This window comes from Capnocytophaga cynodegmi (genome assembly GCF_002302475.1).
Lineage (GTDB): Bacteria > Bacteroidota > Bacteroidia > Flavobacteriales > Flavobacteriaceae > Capnocytophaga > Capnocytophaga cynodegmi.
On record NZ_CP022378.1, the window covers coordinates 1665085 to 1684962 of the forward strand.

Consider the following 19878-nt stretch of genomic DNA (forward strand, 5'->3'; position numbering starts at 1 on the left):
TCAAAATTATTCAGAAGTACATTTTTTAAACACATCAAATGAGAATATTTTTACTATTTCTAATTTCGGCTGTTGCTTTTGGGCAAAACCTTAAAACAGATTGGCAAAAAGAGAACCTGAAAGGCAAAGTTAAATCTGTGGAAAGTGTTGCGTATCGGTATGTTGGCAACGAGGGAAAGAAAGAGCCTATGTCTAATTTCAATACAGAGGAAAAGTATAATAATAAAGGGTTTAAAATTTCGGGAAGAAGATTCACCAATGAAGGGAAAACTTCTGTAAGTTGGAGTTATTTTTATGATGATAAAAATTATCTGACAAAGGTCGAAATTCTAAATGATAAAGACCAAGTGGAAGAATCTTTAAAATATGTTTATGAACTTGATGCTCAAAAAGAAGAAATCTTAGGGTATGATGGCTCGGGAAAGTTAACAGGAAAACAGATAGCTTCATATAATGAAAAAGGTAATAAAATCAGTGAGTTATCTTTAACCGCTGATGGAGCTTTTCTGTTGAGACAGGAAATCATTTATGATGCAAAAAACAATATTTTAGAGAAAAGATTTGAAGATAAAGAGGGAAAGAAAGTTCTTCTGAAGTATGTTTATGACAACAAAAATAACATTGTGGAAGAAAACTATTACGGAGAAGAAGACCAACTTTACGGGCAGAAAATCTTTTCCTATAAATACGATGCGAAAGGCAACTGGATACAACGTACAGAGCGTATTTATGACGTTGAAAGAGTGGTTACAGAGAGAAAAATAGAATATTTTTAAAAAGGTTGAATTATGTCGATGAATAAAAATACGGTTTTGGGATATGCTACCCTTATAATGATTGTAGTAGGTGTGGGGCTTATAGCTTTAGGAGCTTTCCGATATGACGATATCGCAGGATTTGGTTTTGCGGCTGTGGGAGTAGGTTTTTTTGCTATTGCTTGGGTATTCAATGCTTTAAAAGGAAGGGTTTAAGTTTTAGAATAAAAAAATAACATTGTTTTTTTGTGTTTTTCAATGTGTTTTTATAATTTTAGCACATCAAATAAGTAAACTCTAAACCGAAAAACAATGAAAATAGGAATTCCAAAAGAAATTAAAAACAACGAAAATCGTGTTGGAGCTACACCAAGTGGTGTTAGTGAATTAGTTAAGAATGGTCATACTGTTTATGTGCAAAAAACAGCGGGACAAGGAAGCGGTTTCTCCGATGAAGAGTATGTAAAAGCTGGTGCAATTATGTTGCCTACAATTGAGGAAGTTTATGCAGCAGCTGATATGATTTATAAAGTGAAAGAGCCTATTCTTCCTGAATATAATTTGATACGTGAAGGTCAATTGATTTTCACGTATTTTCATTTTGCTTCGGAGGAAGCTTTAACTCACGCTATGATAAAGCAAAAGGCAGTTTGTTTGGCATATGAAACGGTTACTGCTCATAATTCACTTCCGTTATTAACTCCTATGTCAGAGGTTGCAGGGCGTATGGCAGCTCAGCAAGGAGCTCGATTTCTTGAAAAACCTCAAGGAGGTAGAGGTGTGCTTTTAGGAGGCGTTCCTGGCGTAAAACCAGCAAAGGTTTTGGTGCTTGGAGGAGGTGTTGTAGGATATAATGCGGCGATTATGGCTGCCGGATTAGGAGCTGATGTCATCATTGCGGATATTTCACTACCAAGGCTACGTGTTTTGGATACGATTGTTCCAAAAAACATTGATACTCTTTTTGCTTCAACCTATAATATTCAAAATGAGTTGCCTTCTTGTGATTTGGTAATTGGTGCTGTGCTGATTCCAGGAGCAAAAGCTCCTCATCTTATTACCAGAGAGATGCTTAAATTGATGAAAAAAGGTTCTGTACTGGTAGATGTTGCGATTGACCAAGGAGGTTCCTTCGAAACATCGAAGGTAACTACGCATAGTGAACCAGTTTATGAAGTTGACGGAATTGTACATTATTGCGTAGCGAACATTCCAGGGGCTGTACCATACACTTCCACTTTGGCACTGACCAATGCTACTTTGCCGTATGCTATTGAGTTGGCTAACAAAGGTTGGAAACAAGCCTGTCAAGATGATAAAGGCCTTGAAGAAGGTTTGAATGTTGTTCAAGGGAAAGTGACTTACAAAGCTGTAGCCGATACTTTTGGTTTGGAATATACTCCCGTTTGTGAAGTGTACTAATGAATTATTAAAATAAAAAGCAGTAGTTTTCTACTGCTTTTTTCTTCTTTTTTATCTTATATCTCTCACTTTTAGCTGTAAAGAAGTGTTTCCGTTCCAGTGATTTTCTTCGATGGAATACACAATTTCAAAAGGTTTGCCTGATTTTATCAATTCCAGTTTATTACCCAAATTAAATCCTATTGCGGTAAAGAATTTTTCTCCTTTAAAATCTTTTATTGTGAGCCGAAGATGATTATTGTCCTTACCAATTTGCTTGGCAAAGCCTGTATCAATCACATTTTTAGCGTAAAATATGGGAGCCATATTCTGCGGGCCAAAAGGTTCAAATTGTTTTAAAATCTGAAACATCTTCAGATTGATTTTTTCTAACGGAAGTTCAGTATCAATAGTTATTTGAGGTGATTTTAATTCTTTCGGAAGTGTTCTTGCAACTACTTTTTCGAATTTATCTTTAAAAAGAAGATATTTTTCGGGAAGAATTGTTAGTCCAGCGGCGTATTTATGTCCTCCAAATTGTTCGATATGTTCAGCACATTGCTCCAGAGCTTCATATACATCAAAACCTTGCACAGAACGCACCGAAGCTGCGTATTTTTCGCCACTTTTTGTGAAAACTACTGTCGGGCGATAGTAAGTTTCAATCAATCGTGAGGCTACAATGCCAATTACACCCTTATGCCAGTGCGGAGCATAAACAACGGTGGCTGATTTTTCTTCTTCCTGATTGACTTGTATCTGATGTAAAGCCTCTTGTACAATACTTCCATCAAGGTCTTTACGTTCATTATTAAAAGTTTCAATTTGCTTGGCTTTAGCAAAGGCTTGGCTGTAAGAACTTTCCGTAAGAAGTTTGACGGCGAACATTCCGTGTTCAATTCTTCCTGCTGAATTGATTCGTGGAGCTAGCCGAAATACAATATCCACCATCTGTACGGGTTTGTTTTCCAGTCCTAATAATGCAGTAAGCCCCACAGACGGATTTTCGTTCAGAATCTGCAATCCATAGTACATCATCACCCGATTTTCCCCTGTAATGGGTACAATGTCAGCCCCAATGGCGACAGCTACCAAATCCAACAGCGGTTGTATTTGCTCAAACGGATTTTTCATCTGCTTGTTAAGAGCTTGTATTAGCTTGAAGCCCACGCCACAGCCACAAAGTTCCTTATATGGATAATTGCAGTCGGTTTGCTTTGGATTTAAGACGGCTACCGCTTTGGGAATTACTTGTGAAGGACGATGATGGTCGCAAATGATAAAATCAATGCCTTTTTCATTGGCGTATTGTACTTTTTCTACGTCTTTGATGCCACAATCCAAAGCGATGATGAGCGAAAATCCGTTGGTGGCGGCGTAATCAACCCCTTGGAAAGAAACTCCATAGCCTTCGGTATATCGGTCGGGGATATAGGTGGCAAGTTGGCGAGTAAATCGCTTCAAGTATAAATACATTAGCGACACAGAGGTCGTTCCATCTACATCATAATCGCCATAAATGAGTATTTTTTCTTCCTTTTCAATGGCTTTTAACACTCTTTGGACTGCTTTTTCCATATCTTTCATCAAAAATGGATTATGCAAGTCGGAAAGTGACGGACGAAAGAAGCTCTTTGCCTGTTCAAAATCGGAAATACCTCGCTGAGCCAACAAAGTAGCGGGAATTTCGCTGAGGTTCAACTCCTTTTGGAGCTTTTCTACGATTTGAGGATTCGGTTTGGGCTTAAATGTCCAATGATGCATCATATTGCTAAGGATTTGATAGTCTTTTTGTTTACTTTTTATGGAAAAAGGCTTTGGTTTCTACTTTGGCAAATTGCTGGAACATTTTCATAACGCCACAATATTTCTCGGCAGATAAATCTACGGCTCTTTGTAGTTTTTCCTCGTCAAGATTTTTTCCTGAGAAGTGATATTCTACTCGTACGGTGTGATATACTTGTGGGTGTTCTTCTGTAAGTTCTCCAAAAGTTTCAATTTTGAATTCTTCTACTTCCAATTTCATTTTTCGGATAAGTGAAGCTATATCCAATCCCGAGCATCCTGCCAATGCGGAAAGCATTAGGGCTTTGGGGCGTAATCCTTCTCCTTTTCCTCCGTTTTCTTTTCCGGCATCGATTTGTATTTCTTTTCCCGAAGGATTATTTGATGAAAAGAGCATATCGCCTTTCCAAATGGTTGTTACTTGATGCATATTATTATTTTTTAGTTTTATTTTTCTCTCACAGATTACACAGATTTTTTACACTCAACTTCTTATCTTTTTTCTCTGTGAAAATCTGTGAGAGAGTATTTCAATTAGTATCCTACTTTTTTACGAACTCTTTTGAGTACTTCGTTGGCTGTTTTCTGGGCTTTTAAAGCTCCTTCGTGTAGTATTTTGTCTAATTCGTCCAAATTTTCCATATAATAGTTGAATTTTTGGCGAGCTTCAGCGAATTTTTCTAACATAAGTTCGAAAAGAGCTTGTTTGGCGTGTCCGTAGCCATAGTTTCCTGCTAAATAATTGTTTCTCATCTGTTGTGTTTGCTCTTCAGATGCGATTAATTTATACAAAGCAAAAACATTGCACGTTTCGGGGTTTTTAGGTTCTTCTAATGGAGTGCTATCGGTTTGTATCGCCATTACTTGTTTGCGGAGTTGTTTTTCAGGAAGAAAAATATTGATGAAATTGTTTCGTGATTTACTCATCTTTTCTCCGTCTGTTCCTGGTATTATCATTATGCGTTCCTCAATTTTAGCCTGAGGAAGTACGAAAGTTTCTCCCATTTGATGGTTAAATCGGGAAGCTACATCTCTTGCCATTTCAAGATGTTGTAATTGATCTTTTCCAACAGGTACTATTTCTGCATCATAAAGTAAAATGTCGGCAGCCATTAACATAGGATAAGTGAAAAGCCCTGTATTGACGTCTTCCAAGCGGTCTGCTTTATCCTTAAACGAATGAGCTAGTGTAAGTCGTTGATATGGGAAAAAGCAACTCAAATACCAAGTGAGTTCCGCCGTTTGAGGGACATCACTTTGGCGATAAAAAACAATCCGATTGTAATCCAACCCAAAGGCTAACCACGTAGCAGCAACGCTATAGGTGTTGGAGCGAAGTTCTTCGCCTTTTTTGATTTGTGTAAGTGAATGCATATCAGCAATAAACAAAAAAGAATCGTTTTGAGGATTCTGTGCCATTTGTATTGCGGGTATGATAGCTCCTAAAATATTTCCTAAGTGTGGAGTTCCTGTACTTTGTATGCCTGTTAATATCCTTGCCATATTGTTGTGAATTTTCAAAATTGTTAAAGTGGACAAAATTACAAAAACATTTTAGATTTTTTATATCTTTGTGCTTCAACCAAAATTAAAATCAGATATGCGACCTTATATATTAGCTGAAACCAATTGGAAGGCTGTGAAAGATACTCATTTTTCAGTTGCTATTCTTCCGTGGGGAGCTACTGAAGCTCATAATTATCATCTTCCGTATGCTACTGATGTTATTGAATCAGAATACATTGCTGCTGAATCGGCTCGAGTTGCGTGGGAACAAGGTAGTAAGGTGATTGTACTACCAACTATTCCTTTTGGAGTAAACACGGGACAGGCTGACATCACGTTAGACATCAATATTAACCCCAGTACACAACTTATTTTGTTGTCTGATATTGTCGAAACCCTAAATCGGCAAGGGATATACAAACTTGTTATTCTCAATAGCCACGGGGGAAATGATTTCAAACCTATTCTGCGTGAATTAGGATTAAAATTCCCTAAAATGTATATTTCTTTATGTAATTGGTTTCAAAATCCGGAAAAGAAAAATTATTTTGATATTGTTGGAGACCACGCCGATGAGATGGAAACCAGTTTGTTAATGTATCTACGTCCTGATTTGGTACTTCCGCTATCACAAGCTGGTGACGGAGCCGAAAACAAGCACAAAATAACTGAATTCACACAAGGGTGGATGTGGGCAGAACGCCAGTGGAGTAAAGTTACTGCAGATACAGGTATTGGTAATCCTAAATTGGCTGATGCACAAAAAGGGGAGCGTTATTTTAAGTATATCACTGAGAAAATAGGTAATATTCTGGTGCAATTGGATAAATTAGATATAGAAGCCCCTTACCAGTAATTTTTTTGTGTAAAACAAATTATTTTATATCTTGCAAAACTTTTTATAACTATCAGAAAAGAAACATATTATATGACAACAGAAAAATTATCATCTGAAAAAGCGATGGAGCTTGAAGATAAGCACGGAGCACATAATTACCATCCGCTTCCTGTGGTTTTAAGCAAAGGAGAAGGTGTTTACGTATGGGATTTGGAAGGAAAAAAGTATTTTGATTTTTTGTCGGCTTACTCGGCTGTAAATCAAGGTCACTGCCACCCGCGAATTATTGGAGCAATGACAAAACAGGCTCAAACTCTTACGCTCACATCACGTGCCTTTTACAACGATAAATTAGGCGTTTATGAAAAATACGTAACTGGGTATTTCGGTTTTGACAGAATGTTGCCAATGAACACAGGGGCAGAAGCTGTTGAAACTGCTATTAAAATATGTAGAAAGTGGGCATACGAGAAGAAGGGAGTGCCAGAAAGCCAAGCCATCATCGTAGTTTGTGAGCAGAATTTCCACGGGCGAACTACCACAGTGGTTTCTTTTTCGTCAGATAAGAATGCAAGAAAAAATTTCGGTCCGTACACGCCTGGATTTATAACCATTCCGTATGACGACCTACAAGCATTGGAACAAACGTTAGCCAAAAATCCAAACGTGGCTGGGTTTCTGGTAGAGCCTATACAAGGCGAAGCAGGGGTATACGTTCCGTCAGATGGCTTCCTTAGTGGTGCTAAAAATCTTTGTGAAAAACATAATGTATTGTTCATCGCTGATGAAGTGCAAACAGGAATCGCTCGTACAGGTAAGCGATTGGCTGTTGACCACGAAAACGTAAAGCCTGATATGTTGGTGCTGGGTAAAGCCCTCAGTGGGGGAGCGTATCCGGTAAGTGCTGTACTTGCCGATAGCCATATTATGGAGGTGATTAAGCCAGGACAACATGGAAGTACTTTTGGAGGGAATCCCGTGGCGGCTGCCGTTGCGATTGAAGCGTTACAAGTTGCCAAAGATGAAAACTTAGCTGAAAACGCTCAAAAATTGGGTGAAATCTTCCGCCGGGAAATTGGCGAGTACATCAAAAACTCAAATATTGCAATCTTGGTGCGTGGAAAGGGATTGTTAAACGCAGTAGTTATTAATGATACAGAAGAAAGCGATACAGCGTGGAACATTTGTTTGCGTATGCGAGATAAAGGGCTATTGGCAAAGCCTACACACGGCAACATTATTCGTTTTGCACCTCCTTTGGTAATGAACGAAAGCCAATTAAAAGAATGTATTGATATCATCATAAGTACATTAAAGGAGTTTGAGAAATAATTTAAAGTATATACCAATGGAAAATCAAATTAATTTCTTCAGAGAAGACAACCAAAAGTTAGAAGTTACATCGTTTATTAAAGAAAATCTTTCGCAAACAGCAAAATGGGCGAAGTTTTTGGCCATCGTGGGCTTTGTAGGACTAGTAATTATGTGTTTGATAGCTGTTTTAATGCTTACTGTAGGGTCTTTTATCTCCTATCAGTTGAATACACCTTTTAATCCAGGTGTTTTGGGGGTTACCTATCTCATAATAGTCTTGGTTTACTTCTTTCCACTAAAGTATCTGTACGACTTTTCTGTAAAAATGAAAAAAGCTTTGAATCTTACAGATAACCAAGCCTTTTCGGAGAGTTTTTCTGCCTTAAAATCACATTACAAGTTTATAGGAATTTTAATGATTATTTCTCTTTCAATATATTTGATAATGTTTCTGCTTGGATTTTTTGCATTTATTTTGGGAGATTTTTTTAATAGCGGTCTTTGAGACATATAATTTGTTTTTATTTATTGACCTTGCAGAGATGCAAGGTCAGTGTTTTTTTTAGAGGTAGCAAACATTTCGCGAATAGCTTTGTATTCTAAAATACTTTTTTCCAAAGGTTTGCTCTTGCTAAATCAAATTGCAAGGGTTAAGACTTTTGTTTGTTAGCTTAAAATTGAAAAGATAATCCTTGGAGGTTGTCTTTTTTGCTTTCTGTGAGATTATTTTTCATATCGAAAACTAAAAAACTATTTCACGAAAACTGAAAAGCAGTAGGAAATTATTTTTATTAAAATGTTATAACTATAAAGTGCAGATTCATAGTGTTTTCCATAGGTTTATAAAAAAATAAGATATAAAGATACGATTATATAAGAGTTAGTTATATCATTATAATAAAAAACAATGCTTAAAAATAGGAAAATGAAAAAAAAAGAACCAAATTTGTGCGACTAACAAAATCTAACAACACGTATGCGTAAAATTTATCTATTAGTATCGCTTGGGGTGTTCATAAGTTGTAATAACACTCCTAAGAAGCAGTCTGTTACAGATACAGAACCTGCACAAACCAAGTCGGAATTGCTGAAAACAGCCGAAACATTCTTCAAATCGGTTAGTTCCGTGCCTAAGCCAGAAATCTCAGAAGAGAAAATTGCCTTGGGTAAGAAGTTGTATTTTGACACGCGTCTGTCAAAGGACGGAAACATTAGTTGTAATTCTTGCCACAACTTGGAAACCTTCGGTGTGGATAACTTGCCAACTTCACCAGGGGATACAAAGGAGTTGGGAGCAAGGAATTCACCTACCGTGCTACACGCAAGTTTACACGCAATGCAATTTTGGGACGGAAGAGCCAAAGATGTGGAAGAACAAGCCGAAGGTCCTATCTTAAACCCTGTAGAACACAATATTCCAAGTGCAGAATTTTTGGAGAAGAAGTTACAACAGGTAGCGGAATATCAAGATTTGTTCAAAGTGGTGTATCCTGACCAAGAGCAGCCTATTACCTTCAAGAATATTGCCAATGCCATTGGTGCTTTCGAGCGTACGCTGAATCCCGCATCACGATTCGATAAGTTTTTAGATGGTGATGAACAGGCTTTGAATCAGCAAGAGAAAGACGGACTAAAAGCCTTTGTGGATAACAGCTGTATAACTTGCCACTCGGGGGTAGCTCTTGGAGGACAGATGTTTCAGAAGTTTGGCTTGTTCGGAAATTATTGGGAACATACCAAAAGTAAAAAGATTGATGCAGGTCTGTCTGACTTAACTAAAAACGAAGCTGAAAAGTACTTCTTTAAAGTTCCTGGACTGCGAAATATCGAAAAAACAGCTCCATACTTCCACGATGGCTCTGTTGAGAAGCTGGAAGATGCTGTTAGAATAATGGCTAAACTACAATCAAACAAAGATTTGACAGAAAAGCAAGTTGATGATATTGTAGCATTCTTAAAAACATTGACTTCTGATATTGAAGATAGTCAAAAAAGATTATAATAACTAAAAAGCACTCTAAAAAGGAGTGCTTTTTTTAGTATTTTCTTAGTTTTCTAATTAAATTTTTGTAAGAAAAATCTTTTTTAATAAAAATCTAAATAGAAAATAATAATAAAACTATTTTCTTTCGTAAATTAAAATATAAAGCTATCATCGGAAAGTTTTATTATATAAATTTAAACAGAAAACTATTATCAAAAAGTTTTCTTATGTAATTCCAAATGGAAAAATAGTAGAAAAAAGTTTTCTTAAAGTATAAAATAAAAATATAAGAAAACTTTTCTTTTAGTGGTTGCTAATTCAACTGAAATGTTGTGAAAAATTTGTTGTAAACTTCTATCTGTTTAATAGATATGACAGATATGCTAAATCCTTGTTAAATAATTTGTTATTTATAGAAGAAGTGAGTATTTTTGAAGCAAATTTAATGCTTAAAAAGAAAAACTTATGAAGACAACAAAACTTATTTTCAGTTTCTCTAAGCTGAGAAATAGCGAATATCCGCTGGTAGTGGGACGTATTTTAGAAATCGTTTCAAAACACAATCTGGAAGAATTAGCTCTGAAAAAAGCCTACGATAGAATAGCGTTATTTCAGCCAGAGTTGGAGAAAATCAAAATTCAGGAGAAAACAAGTGGTTTAACTACTGAAATAGCTGCCGCTAATAAGTTGCGGGATAAAATAACAATAGTTATTTTCAATTTGGTTAATAATTTCAAACTATTGGGTATTTCGCCCTACTCCGATAATGCTAAAACGCTTCATTTGTGGCTATCGAAGTACGGAAAAAGCATTGTTAAGGAAAATAATACCTCACAAACTGAGAAAACGAACCAGTTAATAGCTGAAATGGAAGCAGATGAAGCTATCAAAAAGGCTCTTTCTGCATTGCATCTTACAGATTTGTTTATTCGCCTGAAGAAAGCCAATGAGGAATTTGAAAGACTTTTCCGTTCTCGTACTTCTGAAGTTGCGAGTCTACCCGAAGTAGATGCGAAAGCTATTAGGCAACAAGCAGACAAGGAATTAAACAAACTTTTTGTAGCTATCGATTTCTGTGCGTCGGAATATGAGGATAAAGATTACAAACCGCTAATTAGCGAGTTACAGGAATTGCTTAATTATCATAAAACACAAATCAAAGCAAGAAAGAATAAGAAAGTTCTTCCTGAAGTAATGTAAATTGGAGTAAGAAAATTATTTATTAGAAAATATAGAATTAGATTTAGTGATGAAATAGAGTTAAGGTCTTGTTTTTTTAAAGACTTTAGCTCTGTTTTGTTTGATGCTCATAAATTTTTGTTCAGATTTGAGCAAACCGATACCAATAACAAAATATATATTGTAATTTTGTTGCGGTAAAATGTATTTTTTATCAGTCGTTATTCAGATAATTCACATAAAAGCGATGTAATGCTACTTTATTTTTCAATTTTATAAAAATGGAAAAGAGAAAACTTGTAAAATTTTTGATTTGGAGGTCCAAACACCTTACTAATCAACAATTCATACTGATTTTGTGTGCTGTTATAGGTATTGTGTCGGGTATTATGGCTGTTTTTATCAAAAAATTTACGTTGCTGATTCAACATATACTTCAAAATGGCTTGGTGGCATCGTATCACAGAGCTTTCTACTTTTTTTTCCCTACGATAGGCTTTCTGATAGTATATTTCATTATAAAATATGTCATAAAAAAGCGTCCTGAACCAGGAATTCCTTACACGTTGTATGCAATTTCACGTTTGAAAGGACTTATCCCTTCCAAACAGATGTATGCAAGTCTTATTACAGCACCATTCACAGTGGGTTTTGGTGGTTCTACAGGTTTGGAAGGACCGATGGTAATTTCAGGAGCGAGTTTTAGCTCGTATATAAGTAAGTTATTTCACATTAATCAATCGGAGCGTATGCTACTGATTGCTTGTGCTTGTTCAGCTACAATGGCGGCAATGTTTAAGGCTCCTGTAGCTGCAATAGTATTCGCAATTGAGGTTTTTAGCTTGGATTTAACTCTATTATCATTACTTCCGCTAATGGCTTCGTCCTTATTGGCTGTTTTAACATCGTATTTCTTCTTAGGAAATGAAATTCTGATGCCTATTAACTTAGATGGAGAGTTTACTCTGGAAGATGTACCTTACTACGTGCTATTGGGTGGCTTCACGGGCTTGGTTTCAATTTACTTCTGTACAGCTTATCAGCGAATTGTATCCTATTTTGATGAAATAGAGTCGTATGTAAAACGTCTGTTTTTTGGCGGATTGATGTTGGGGCTGGTTATCTTTTTTATTCCTCCACTCTACGGAGAGGGCTTTGAGGTGATGAATACGCTCATTAGTGGCAACCCGAAAGACGTATTGCAGAATGCTTTTAACTGGGAAGTAGAAAGTGCGTGGTCTATTATTGCATTGATGTCGGGATTAGTTCTTTTTAAAGTGGTAGCAATGGCAACTACGGTAGGAGCAGGTGGAGTAGGAGGGGTGTTTTCTCCAGCTCTTTTCACAGGAGGTATATTAGGAAACCTATTTGCTAGAACCGCCAATCAGTTGGAATTGTTCGGACACTCAGTGCCGTTGGCAAGTTTTACCTTGGTGGCAATGGCAGGACTCGTAGCCGGAGTGTTACACGCTCCCTTAACAGCTATCTTCCTCATAGCGGAGCTTACCGGTGGCTACACGCTATTTATCCCACTGATGATTGTAGCCTCTGTTTCCTTTGGGCTATCTAAATACTATATAAAACACTCTTTATATACCAAGCGTTTGGCTTTGGAAGGTAATCTCATAACGCACGATAAAGACCAGAAAATTCTCACGCTAATGGATATTGACTCCGTTATCGAAAAAAATCTTATCCCAGTAACAGCACAGATGACGTTAGGGGAACTGATAGATAACGCAGTGGTAAAATCTAACAGAAATGTGTTTCCTGTAATTCACCCAAGTACAAAAATGTTTGAAGGCGTTATCTTGCTGGATAATATTCGTACAATAATGTTCAAACACGAGTTGTATGAAAGTGTAAAGGTGAAAGACGTGATGCAATCTCCTCCTGATATAATCCGAATGGAGAAAGATAAGATGGCGGACATAATGGATAAATTCCAGAGGACTAATGCGTGGAATTTGCCTGTAGTTAAAGAAGGTGTTTACGTGGGATTTGTGTCGAAATCGAAACTCTTGACAGCTTACCGCAAGAATTTGATTTATTTTTCTACTTAAAATTAATCAGAAACCTATAAGAAAACAAAAAGCGACAAGTATTCCGTTTGGATAGTTGTCGCTTTTTTATTTTTTTTGACTGATTTATATGAATTTAAAAAATAATTGTTTTTGAATGATTGTTTTATATCCCCCTTGCCCCCTTAAAAGGGGGATTGTTAAGTTATTTTTTTAATTCTATGAGATTTATAAATCAGTGATGTGTTTTTTATTCCCCCTTTCAAGAGGGTAGGGGGATGTTATTTGTTATTAATTTGATGCTATAAAGAAAAGAAAAATCAACAAGTATTCTATTTAGATAGTTTTTGTTTTCTCTTTTTCTATGATATTGTTATTTTGAACGCTAAGAATATAATATTTTGTCAGGTTGAGCGAAGTCGAAGCCTTATTATCAAAACTATTTCTATTTGTTTTGTATTTAATTTACAGAGTATTTACAATTTTGTTAAACTAGGCGGAGTCGAAGTTCTTTGTCAGAGGCTTCGACTTCGCTCAGCCTGACAGCTTCAAATAAGAAAAGACTTTGACTTCGCTCAGCCTGACAGATTTAAATAAGAAAAGGCTTCGCTTTCGCAAAACCTTTTACAATCTTATTGTCCAAAAATTTGAAAGCATTATTTCGATTAGATAACTATTACTCTACCTATTTTTATACATCTGGTCGTAATATTTTTGGTAGTCGCCACTGGTGATAGTATCTAGCCATTCTTGATTTTGCAGATACCAAGTTACGGTACGCTGAATTCCCTCTTCGAACTGCAAGGAAGGCTCCCAACCAAGCTCTTCCTTAATTTTTGTAGCGTCAATAGCATAACGAAGGTCGTGTCCTGCTCGGTCAGTAACAAACGTAATGAGTTTTTCCGAGCTTCCTTCAGGGCGACCTAGCTGCTTATCTACTTCTTTGATGATGACGCGTATCAAGTCGATGTTTTTCCATTCGTTAAAGCCTCCGATGTTATACGTATCGCCAATTTTACCCTTGTGGAATATTACGTCAATTGCTCTGGCGTGGTCTTCAACGTAGAGCCAATCTCGCACGTTTTCACCTCGTCCGTAAACGGGTAATGGCTTATTATTCCGAATGTTATTGATGAATAAAGGGATTAATTTTTCAGGAAACTGATAGCTTCCGTAGTTATTGGAGCAGTTGGAGATAACTGTCGGAAGTCCGTAGGTGTCTTGATAAGCTCGAACGAAGTGGTCGGACGAGGCTTTCGATGCCGAATAGGGCGAATGTGGGTCGTACTTTGTGTTTTCTGTAAAAAGCGTGTTGTCCATCTGCAAAGCACCATACACCTCATCGGTAGAGATGTGGTAGAACAGCTTTCCGTCCCAATTGCCGTTCCAAACCTCACGTGCTGCCTGTAGGAGTGATAGCGTACCCATAACATTGGTCTTCGCGAAGGTAAAAGGGTCTTTAATGCTGCGGTCTACGTGGCTTTCTGCTGCCAAATGGATTATTCCGCTGATGTTTTTGCTCTCGATGAGTTGCTTCATAGCCTGAAAGTCGCAGATATCAGCCTTTACGAACTCGTAGTTAGGTGATTTCTCTATATCTTTGAGGTTTTCCAAGTTTCCGGCATACGTTAGTAAATCCAAATTGATGATTCTGTAGTCAGGATATTTGTTTACAAACAACCGAACCACGTGCGAGCCTATAAATCCAGCTCCGCCTGTTATTAAAATGTTTTTTTTCATTTGAAGTGTTTTTTTTGTTAAGGATAAAGGATAAAGTGGAAAGGATAAAAAATGCTAAGTTGATTTTTTTCTCATTTTTGAATGTATGGCACCTATAATGCTCATCAACTCCTTGCTTTCTTGCTCCAAATCTTTCCAATTCCTATTATCGTCATAAATTCTAATAAGTATTCGTATCCAATAGTTCGTTTCTCTTATCTCTTTCAAGCAGATGCCAATTTTATTAGTAAAGTCGGCTTGTGATACTGCTCCTTGCGATTCTTCGTAGTTGGCTCCGACAGAAGTTGCCGACCTTATCAGCTGATGGGCAATCAATTTGTACTCAATGCCAATAGGAAGCTTTCTGACTTCGTTAATGGCTGATATGGAGAATTCAAATAATCGATTTTGAAGGTTTATACTTTTCACTTTATCCTTTATCCTTTTTATTTTATTTTCCTTTTAAAGCATCTTTCCAATGTGAAATTGTATAATTAAAATCATTTTTTAGCTTTGATTTGTCTAAAACCGAATAACTTGGACGTTTTACCTTACTTGGGAACTCGCTCGACAAGCAGGGTTTAATCAGACAATCATTCCCTGACATACGAACGATTTCGGTAGCGAAGTCGAACCACGAGCATACGCCTTCATTTGAGAAATGATACACCTCGCGTTTTTTGCACAAATCTTTCTCAATGATATGGACGATAAATGCAGCTAAGTCACGAGCATTTGTTGGCGTCCCAACTTGGTCGAAAACTACTTTGAGTTCATTGCGTTCAGAACTCAATCGTTGAATGGTTTTGACGAAGTTATGCCCAAAGGAAAGCGAGTACAACCACGAGGTTCTGATAATAAGATAATCAATATCCGCATTCTGAATGGCTTTTTCGCCCTCTAATTTTGTTCGTCCGTAAATTCCCAGAGGTTCCGTAGGGTCTGTTTCGGAGTAAGGTGTGTTTTTAGTGCCTCCAAAAACATAATCCGTTGATATATGAATAAGAGAAGCGTTGTTTTCCTTGCAGACTTCTGCCAAGTAGCCTACTGCGATGTTATTTATCAGGTTGGCGGTTTGTATGTCGTCTTCGGCTTTATCCACGTTAGTATATGCGGCACAATTAACCACAATCTGAATGTTGTTTTTCTTCACGAAATCCGAAATTGCCTGTCGGTCGGTAATGTCCAAGTCCGAAGCATCTGTAAAGAAGTAATTTTTGGTTTTTCCTTGAATATTCTGAATTTCAGAACCTAATTGTCCGTTAGCTCCTGTAACTAATATGTTTTTCATTGTCTCAAATCGCATTATTCGTATAGGTTTACATCAAAATCGAAGTGAAAAGCATCTTTCAGCAAGGGGCTTTCTTTGTCTTTTTGCGAAAGAATAATATTTTGATGAGGGATTTTCCAATCGATTTGCAATGTAGGGTCGTTCCACAGAATGCTTCCTTCCTCCTTGGGATTGTAGTAATTGTCGCACTTATATTGAAAAATGACTTCCTCGCTCAGCACGGCAAATCCGTGAGCAAAACCTCTAGGAACGAACAACTGTCGCTTGTTTTCGGCAGAAAGCTCAACAGCTACGTGTTTGCCAAAAGTAGGCGAACCTTTGCGAATATCGACTGCAACGTCCAAAACCTTTCCTACTACTACGCGTACCAATTTCGACTGCGAAAACGGAGGTTTCTGAAAATGCAATCCTCTTACCACACCGTAACGCGATTTTGATTCGTTATCCTGTACGAAAGTTGTTTTACAAACTTGTTCCACAAACTTTTCTTGTGAAAACGACTCAAAAAAGTATCCGCGCTCATCACCGAAAATTTTAGGCTCAATGATGATAACGTCTTTTATTTCTGTTTGGATTATGTTCATGGTGCTGTTACTTTTCAGGTGTACTTCTGTTTGTAATTGATTTTGAATTTATTTTTCTCCCAAGTTGCCAATGATGCTATCTATTTTCTCAAAGTTTTCTTTGTTGTATGAGCTATAAATTACATCATAATATTTTTCGTTTTGAAATACTGCAATTATTTCATTATCAGAATTTGCATAGAATGTAGCTCCCAACCATTGCGAGAGGTAAAATGGTTTTTGCTGGAAGTTCTGCTTGATGATTTCCAATTCTTCTTTGTTAAGAAAGGAGAATTCTTCTGAGGAAAAAGGCAAAGCAAACACCGCCTGCAAACTTGCCATTGCATTGAGAAAATCGGTAAGTTTTTCTGTTTCTTTTTTCCAGTTTTCTTGGTCGTAACTCATATAAACGGGCGGATTCTCAGCAATAAGGTCTTCTTTTCGGATTGCCCAAGTACGAACCCATTGATTTTCGACATAGAAAATCAAATAATCTCCACTTTTTGACCATTTTAGTTTGTTGGGAAGCAAAAGTTGGTCTTGTGTGTGATTTAATTCTTCAATTTTCCCAAGTTGTAAGTAATAATCGTACAATACTTTTGGAATATTTGAGCTTATATCTTGCGTTTTTTGTAGCTCTTCAGCCGAAAATCCGTTTTCTCCTTTGATATTAAAGAGAGTCTTGATGTAACTAAAGTCCGTCATTATATATCTTTTGGATTGCTATTCTGTGAACTCGTTGGTTACATCTTTCCAATTTGGTTCGTCATAGCCGAAGTTTTCATCATAATAGATAACCTTGAAAACAGGGATAGCTTCTTCAGGACTATTAAAAAATCGTCTGAAATGCTGAAAAATCGCATCTGATTGATATAAACGAACCTCTACACCCCATTTCCAACCGTTTTCTGTTTCCATTTCAGCCATTTGGATATAATTTGGTTGTTTGTCATCACTCAAAACAACAAAACCTTCCTCGTAAATGTTTTCATTTAGAAAATCCTTCAAATCTTCCCAAGAAATTGCCTCTTGGTCTCTAAATTCTGTGCTTATTATCTTCATTTTTTTGTTTTATTTGTGTGAAATGGTTTTCTTGTTGAAAGTTAATCTATCGTTGGTAAATAGAAAATTGGAAAGCTATTTAATCAACTCTAACAAATATTGCCCGTATTGATTTTTTAGCATTGGTTGGGCTAACTCTCGGATTTTTTCGGCAGAAATCCAGCCTTTTTTGTAGGCAATTTCTTCCAAACACGATATTTTAAGTCCTTGTCTTTTCTCAATAGTTTCCACGAAGTTGGAAGCCTCTGAAAGTGAATCGTGTGTGCCTGTGTCAAGCCACGCAAAACCTCGTCCTAATAGTTGGACTTTCAGTTCGTTGTCTTTCAAAAACTCCTGATTTACTGTGGTAATTTCTAATTCTCCTCTCGCCGAAGGTTTTATGTTTTTGGCTACATTTACAACTTTATTCGGATAGAAATACAGCCCAACCACGGCGTAATGCGATTTTGGTTTTTCGGGTTTCTCTTCGATGGAAAGTACGTTTCCTTCTGCATCAAATTCGGCAACTCCGTAGCGTTCAGGGTCTTTGACGTAGTAACCGAAAACGGTTGCTTTATGCTCTTTTTCAGCGGTTTCAACGGATTGCAGAAGCATTTTGGTGAAACTTTGTCCGTAGAAAATATTATCGCCCAATACGAGGCAAACATCATCATTTCCAATGAATTGCTCTCCGATGATGAAGGCTTGTGCCAGTCCATCGGGTGAGGGTTGCTCGGCATAACTAATTGAAATTCCGTAGTCGCTGCCGTTGCCTAGAAGTCGTTGAAAACCAGGCAAGTCTTGCGGAGTAGAAATCACCAAAACTTCACGAATACCCGCCAACATTAGCACCGAAAGCGGATAGTAAACCATCGGTTTGTCATATATAGGTAGTAACTGCTTTGAAATACCTTTTGTTATAGGGTAAAGCCTTGTTCCTGAGCCTCCTGAGAGAATAATTCCTTTCATAGTATTTTACTTATTTTGTGTGAAAAATTTCTTCCATTGTGTGCCACCATTCGCCTTCTTTGAGTTCCAAGGGTTGTTGGCAAGGATCGGTCTCTGCCCACCAACGTTGTGTTTCGGGGTCGGCTGCCATTTTTCGCATATCTTCTTGAAAGTTATCTCCAATATATTCAAAATATGCAAAAAGAAGCTCATCATTGAGTAAAAAAATGGAATAATTGCGAATGTTACATTCGTGGATTTTATCCAAAACGGATTGCCACGGATTGGCGTGTAATTCCCGATAATAAGCTAATTTCTCAGGTTTTATTTTGATGACTTGTCCAAAGCGTTTCATAAGCTACTATCTTCTTATTCTGATTCTTAATGCTTTCTCAATAGGGATTTTCGATAAAATTACTAAATAACCTCCTCCTCCTGCACCACTAAGCTTATAACCAACTACTGTTTCGGGTAAAGAAGCGATTTCTTTGCGGATTTCATCATTTAACATATTAGGAAATAGATCAATTTGTGACTCAAAGGAAGTAATCATTGCTTCCCCTGTACCTTTTAAATCTTTTTGAAGTAAAGAAATCCAGAATTGTTGTGCAGCCTGAGATAATTTTTTAACCTTTTCAGGAGAAATATCCGCTCCTTCAGTGACATGCAATTCACTATGCCGTGGTTGTAAAGGTAACAAATATAAATGATTTTCTATCCACGCAAGTAGATCTTCGGATAGATTTTTCTCTATTTTTTCTGGCCAAAATTCACCATCATACCAATAGTAATTTAACCCTGGAAGTACAATCCCCAAAGCATCTTGTGAACCACTAATATAATCTTCTCCTGGGAAATTTTCATAGGAAAATAATATTTTCGCTAAATGCTCTTTATCTCCATCAGGAATGTCTGTGTGCCAAAGTTCTATCGCTTTTTTACGCGTACTGGTTGACATTCCACTTCGGTCATTAAATTCATAATCAGGTTCAATACAAATGGTTATTACAGGGCCTGGACAGAATTTAGACACAGAAGGTTGATCAAGCCACCCTCCTGCCAAGTCTATCCGATAGGGAATCAAACACTCTTTTCGCAAAGCTGTTGTACTTCGAATGGGTAGATTTCCGTGTGGAATACGCTTACTCACATGATATTCAATTCCTAATTCTTTACATAAGGCTTCTTTAGCGGGTGAATGTCCGTCTTCGTTAACAAATAAAACGTCGGGTTTTAAACGTACCATATCCTCTTTGAAATCTAGAATACCTGAACCTGAATTTATCCAAGCATCTTTTACGAAACGTAACGATTTAACCATATAAAGACGCTCCTGCTCTGGATTTATTGTTTTTCGAGCTTTGAGTTCCTGAATAGTCCTGTCCGAACCAATCCCAACATATAAATCTCCTAACCGCGATGCTTCTTCAAAAAAAGCAACGTGTCCAGAGTGTAGCATATCATAACAGCCCGACACGAATATTTTTTTTCTTTTCATTTACTTTAGTGATTATGTTTTTTTTCTGAAAAAAA

General features: G+C 37.0%; 21 protein-coding genes. 9 read left to right on the top strand and 12 right to left on the bottom strand.

What is annotated here, in order from left to right:
• Positions 1 to 38: 38 nt before the first annotated feature.
• From CGC48_RS07505 to ald, 3 genes are all read left to right on the top strand, one after another.
• A complete protein-coding gene (locus CGC48_RS07505; RefSeq protein WP_098029089.1) occupies positions 39 to 776 on the top strand; it encodes a hypothetical protein in 738 nt (245 codons plus the stop codon).
• A gap of 12 nt (positions 777 to 788) precedes the next feature.
• Positions 789 to 971 carry a CAL67264 family membrane protein gene (locus CGC48_RS07510; protein ID WP_026193871.1) on the top strand — a complete coding sequence of 61 codons (183 nt, stop codon included), beginning with the start codon at positions 789 to 791 and terminating at the stop codon, positions 969 to 971.
• A gap of 96 nt (positions 972 to 1067) precedes the next feature.
• On the top strand, positions 1068 to 2177 hold the full coding sequence (gene ald / locus CGC48_RS07515) for an alanine dehydrogenase (RefSeq protein ID WP_098029090.1): 1110 nt from the start codon (positions 1068 to 1070) through the stop codon (positions 2175 to 2177).
• Between the two features lie 51 nt (positions 2178 to 2228).
• Here ald and recJ read toward each other — a convergent pair whose 3' ends face one another.
• The 3 genes from recJ to trpS all read right to left on the bottom strand — a co-directional run bounded on the left by recJ (position 2229) and on the right by trpS (position 5444).
• Positions 2229 to 3923: a single-stranded-DNA-specific exonuclease RecJ gene (gene recJ / locus CGC48_RS07520; protein WP_098029091.1), complete on the bottom strand. Its 1695-nt coding sequence runs from the start codon at positions 3921 to 3923 to the stop codon at positions 2229 to 2231.
• Positions 3924 to 3951: 28 nt separating this feature from the next.
• Positions 3952 to 4371 carry an OsmC family protein gene (locus CGC48_RS07525; RefSeq protein WP_044729725.1) on the bottom strand — a complete coding sequence of 140 codons (420 nt, stop codon included), beginning with the start codon at positions 4369 to 4371 and terminating at the stop codon, positions 3952 to 3954.
• A gap of 104 nt (positions 4372 to 4475) precedes the next feature.
• The gene (gene trpS / locus CGC48_RS07530) at positions 4476 to 5444 is read right to left on the bottom strand and encodes a tryptophan--tRNA ligase (protein WP_098029092.1); all 969 of its coding nucleotides are present in this window, start codon (positions 5442 to 5444) and stop codon (positions 4476 to 4478) included.
• 97 nt (positions 5445 to 5541) lie between these two features.
• Here trpS and CGC48_RS07535 point away from each other — a divergent pair, with 97 nt between their 5' ends.
• From CGC48_RS07535 to CGC48_RS07560, 6 genes are all read left to right on the top strand, one after another.
• Positions 5542 to 6303, top strand: a complete 762-nt coding sequence (locus tag CGC48_RS07535) for a creatininase family protein (protein ID WP_098029093.1) — start codon at positions 5542 to 5544, stop codon at positions 6301 to 6303.
• A 72-nt stretch (positions 6304 to 6375) separates the two neighbouring features.
• On the top strand, positions 6376 to 7617 hold the full coding sequence (gene rocD, locus CGC48_RS07540; RefSeq protein ID WP_098029094.1) for an ornithine--oxo-acid transaminase: 1242 nt from the start codon (positions 6376 to 6378) through the stop codon (positions 7615 to 7617).
• Positions 7618 to 7633: 16 nt separating this feature from the next.
• On the top strand, positions 7634 to 8104 hold the full coding sequence (locus tag CGC48_RS07545) for a hypothetical protein (RefSeq protein ID WP_098029095.1): 471 nt from the start codon (positions 7634 to 7636) through the stop codon (positions 8102 to 8104).
• 471 nt (positions 8105 to 8575) lie between these two features.
• Positions 8576 to 9601, top strand: coding sequence for a cytochrome-c peroxidase (locus CGC48_RS07550; protein ID WP_098029096.1), 1026 nt, complete (start codon positions 8576 to 8578; stop codon positions 9599 to 9601).
• Between the two features lie 447 nt (positions 9602 to 10048).
• Complete coding sequence (locus tag CGC48_RS07555) at positions 10049 to 10783, top strand: DUF6261 family protein (protein ID WP_098029097.1); 735 nt, start codon at positions 10049 to 10051, stop codon at positions 10781 to 10783.
• Positions 10784 to 11043: 260 nt separating this feature from the next.
• Positions 11044 to 12825 (top strand): chloride channel protein, encoded by a 1782-nt coding sequence (locus CGC48_RS07560; RefSeq protein WP_098029098.1) that lies wholly within the window; start codon positions 11044 to 11046, stop codon positions 12823 to 12825.
• Positions 12826 to 13464: 639 nt separating this feature from the next.
• Here CGC48_RS07560 and rfbB read toward each other — a convergent pair.
• From rfbB to CGC48_RS07605, 9 genes are all read right to left on the bottom strand, one after another.
• A complete protein-coding gene (gene rfbB / locus CGC48_RS07565) occupies positions 13465 to 14523 on the bottom strand; it encodes a dTDP-glucose 4,6-dehydratase (protein WP_098029099.1) in 1059 nt (352 codons plus the stop codon).
• A gap of 54 nt (positions 14524 to 14577) precedes the next feature.
• Entirely contained in the window at positions 14578 to 14931 is a 354-nt protein-coding gene (locus tag CGC48_RS07570; RefSeq protein WP_042001326.1) for a four helix bundle protein, read from the bottom strand.
• 22 nt (positions 14932 to 14953) lie between these two features.
• Complete coding sequence (gene rfbD, locus CGC48_RS07575) at positions 14954 to 15793, bottom strand: dTDP-4-dehydrorhamnose reductase (protein WP_098029795.1); 840 nt, start codon at positions 15791 to 15793, stop codon at positions 14954 to 14956.
• A 14-nt stretch (positions 15794 to 15807) separates the two neighbouring features.
• Positions 15808 to 16377, bottom strand: coding sequence for a dTDP-4-dehydrorhamnose 3,5-epimerase (rfbC, locus tag CGC48_RS07580; RefSeq protein ID WP_098029100.1), 570 nt, complete (start codon positions 16375 to 16377; stop codon positions 15808 to 15810).
• Positions 16378 to 16425: 48 nt separating this feature from the next.
• A complete protein-coding gene (locus CGC48_RS07585) occupies positions 16426 to 17061 on the bottom strand; it encodes a hypothetical protein (protein WP_098029101.1) in 636 nt (211 codons plus the stop codon).
• 18 nt (positions 17062 to 17079) lie between these two features.
• Positions 17080 to 17418, bottom strand: coding sequence for a hypothetical protein (locus CGC48_RS07590; RefSeq protein WP_098029102.1), 339 nt, complete (start codon positions 17416 to 17418; stop codon positions 17080 to 17082).
• A gap of 75 nt (positions 17419 to 17493) precedes the next feature.
• The gene (gene rfbA / locus CGC48_RS07595; protein ID WP_098029103.1) at positions 17494 to 18366 is read right to left on the bottom strand and encodes a glucose-1-phosphate thymidylyltransferase RfbA; all 873 of its coding nucleotides are present in this window, start codon (positions 18364 to 18366) and stop codon (positions 17494 to 17496) included.
• Positions 18367 to 18376: 10 nt separating this feature from the next.
• Positions 18377 to 18700: an L-rhamnose mutarotase gene (locus tag CGC48_RS07600; RefSeq protein ID WP_098029104.1), complete on the bottom strand. Its 324-nt coding sequence runs from the start codon at positions 18698 to 18700 to the stop codon at positions 18377 to 18379.
• A gap of 6 nt (positions 18701 to 18706) precedes the next feature.
• On the bottom strand, positions 18707 to 19843 hold the full coding sequence (locus tag CGC48_RS07605) for an adenylyltransferase/cytidyltransferase family protein (protein WP_098029105.1): 1137 nt from the start codon (positions 19841 to 19843) through the stop codon (positions 18707 to 18709).
• Between the last annotated feature and the right edge of the window lie 35 nt (positions 19844 to 19878).

What these genes read in the sequence shown, in the direction of transcription:
- ald (WP_098029090.1), top strand. Translation starts at nt 1,068, where the DNA reads ATGAAAATAGGAATTCCAAAAGAAATTAAAAACAACGAAAATCGTGTT.
- CGC48_RS07590 (WP_098029102.1), bottom strand. Translation starts at nt 17,418, where the DNA reads ATGAAGATAATAAGCACAGAATTTAGAGACCAAGAGGCAATTTCTTGG.
- CGC48_RS07605 (WP_098029105.1), bottom strand. Translation starts at nt 19,843, where the DNA reads ATGAAAAGAAAAAAAATATTCGTGTCGGGCTGTTATGATATGCTACAC.
- rfbC (WP_098029100.1), bottom strand. Translation starts at nt 16,377, where the DNA reads ATGAACATAATCCAAACAGAAATAAAAGACGTTATCATCATTGAGCCT.
- CGC48_RS07560 (WP_098029098.1), top strand. Translation starts at nt 11,044, where the DNA reads ATGGAAAAGAGAAAACTTGTAAAATTTTTGATTTGGAGGTCCAAACAC.
- CGC48_RS07510 (WP_026193871.1), top strand. Translation starts at nt 789, where the DNA reads ATGTCGATGAATAAAAATACGGTTTTGGGATATGCTACCCTTATAATG.
- rocD (WP_098029094.1), top strand. Translation starts at nt 6,376, where the DNA reads ATGACAACAGAAAAATTATCATCTGAAAAAGCGATGGAGCTTGAAGAT.
- rfbB (WP_098029099.1), bottom strand. Translation starts at nt 14,523, where the DNA reads ATGAAAAAAAACATTTTAATAACAGGCGGAGCTGGATTTATAGGCTCG.
- CGC48_RS07600 (WP_098029104.1), bottom strand. Translation starts at nt 18,700, where the DNA reads ATGAAACGCTTTGGACAAGTCATCAAAATAAAACCTGAGAAATTAGCT.
- CGC48_RS07535 (WP_098029093.1), top strand. Translation starts at nt 5,542, where the DNA reads ATGCGACCTTATATATTAGCTGAAACCAATTGGAAGGCTGTGAAAGAT.
- CGC48_RS07585 (WP_098029101.1), bottom strand. Translation starts at nt 17,061, where the DNA reads ATGACGGACTTTAGTTACATCAAGACTCTCTTTAATATCAAAGGAGAA.
- trpS (WP_098029092.1), bottom strand. Translation starts at nt 5,444, where the DNA reads ATGGCAAGGATATTAACAGGCATACAAAGTACAGGAACTCCACACTTA.
- CGC48_RS07505 (WP_098029089.1), top strand. Translation starts at nt 39, where the DNA reads ATGAGAATATTTTTACTATTTCTAATTTCGGCTGTTGCTTTTGGGCAA.
- CGC48_RS07555 (WP_098029097.1), top strand. Translation starts at nt 10,049, where the DNA reads ATGAAGACAACAAAACTTATTTTCAGTTTCTCTAAGCTGAGAAATAGC.
- recJ (WP_098029091.1), bottom strand. Translation starts at nt 3,923, where the DNA reads ATGATGCATCATTGGACATTTAAGCCCAAACCGAATCCTCAAATCGTA.
- CGC48_RS07525 (WP_044729725.1), bottom strand. Translation starts at nt 4,371, where the DNA reads ATGCATCAAGTAACAACCATTTGGAAAGGCGATATGCTCTTTTCATCA.
- rfbD (WP_098029795.1), bottom strand. Translation starts at nt 15,793, where the DNA reads ATGAAAAACATATTAGTTACAGGAGCTAACGGACAATTAGGTTCTGAA.
- rfbA (WP_098029103.1), bottom strand. Translation starts at nt 18,366, where the DNA reads ATGAAAGGAATTATTCTCTCAGGAGGCTCAGGAACAAGGCTTTACCCT.
- CGC48_RS07545 (WP_098029095.1), top strand. Translation starts at nt 7,634, where the DNA reads ATGGAAAATCAAATTAATTTCTTCAGAGAAGACAACCAAAAGTTAGAA.
- CGC48_RS07550 (WP_098029096.1), top strand. Translation starts at nt 8,576, where the DNA reads ATGCGTAAAATTTATCTATTAGTATCGCTTGGGGTGTTCATAAGTTGT.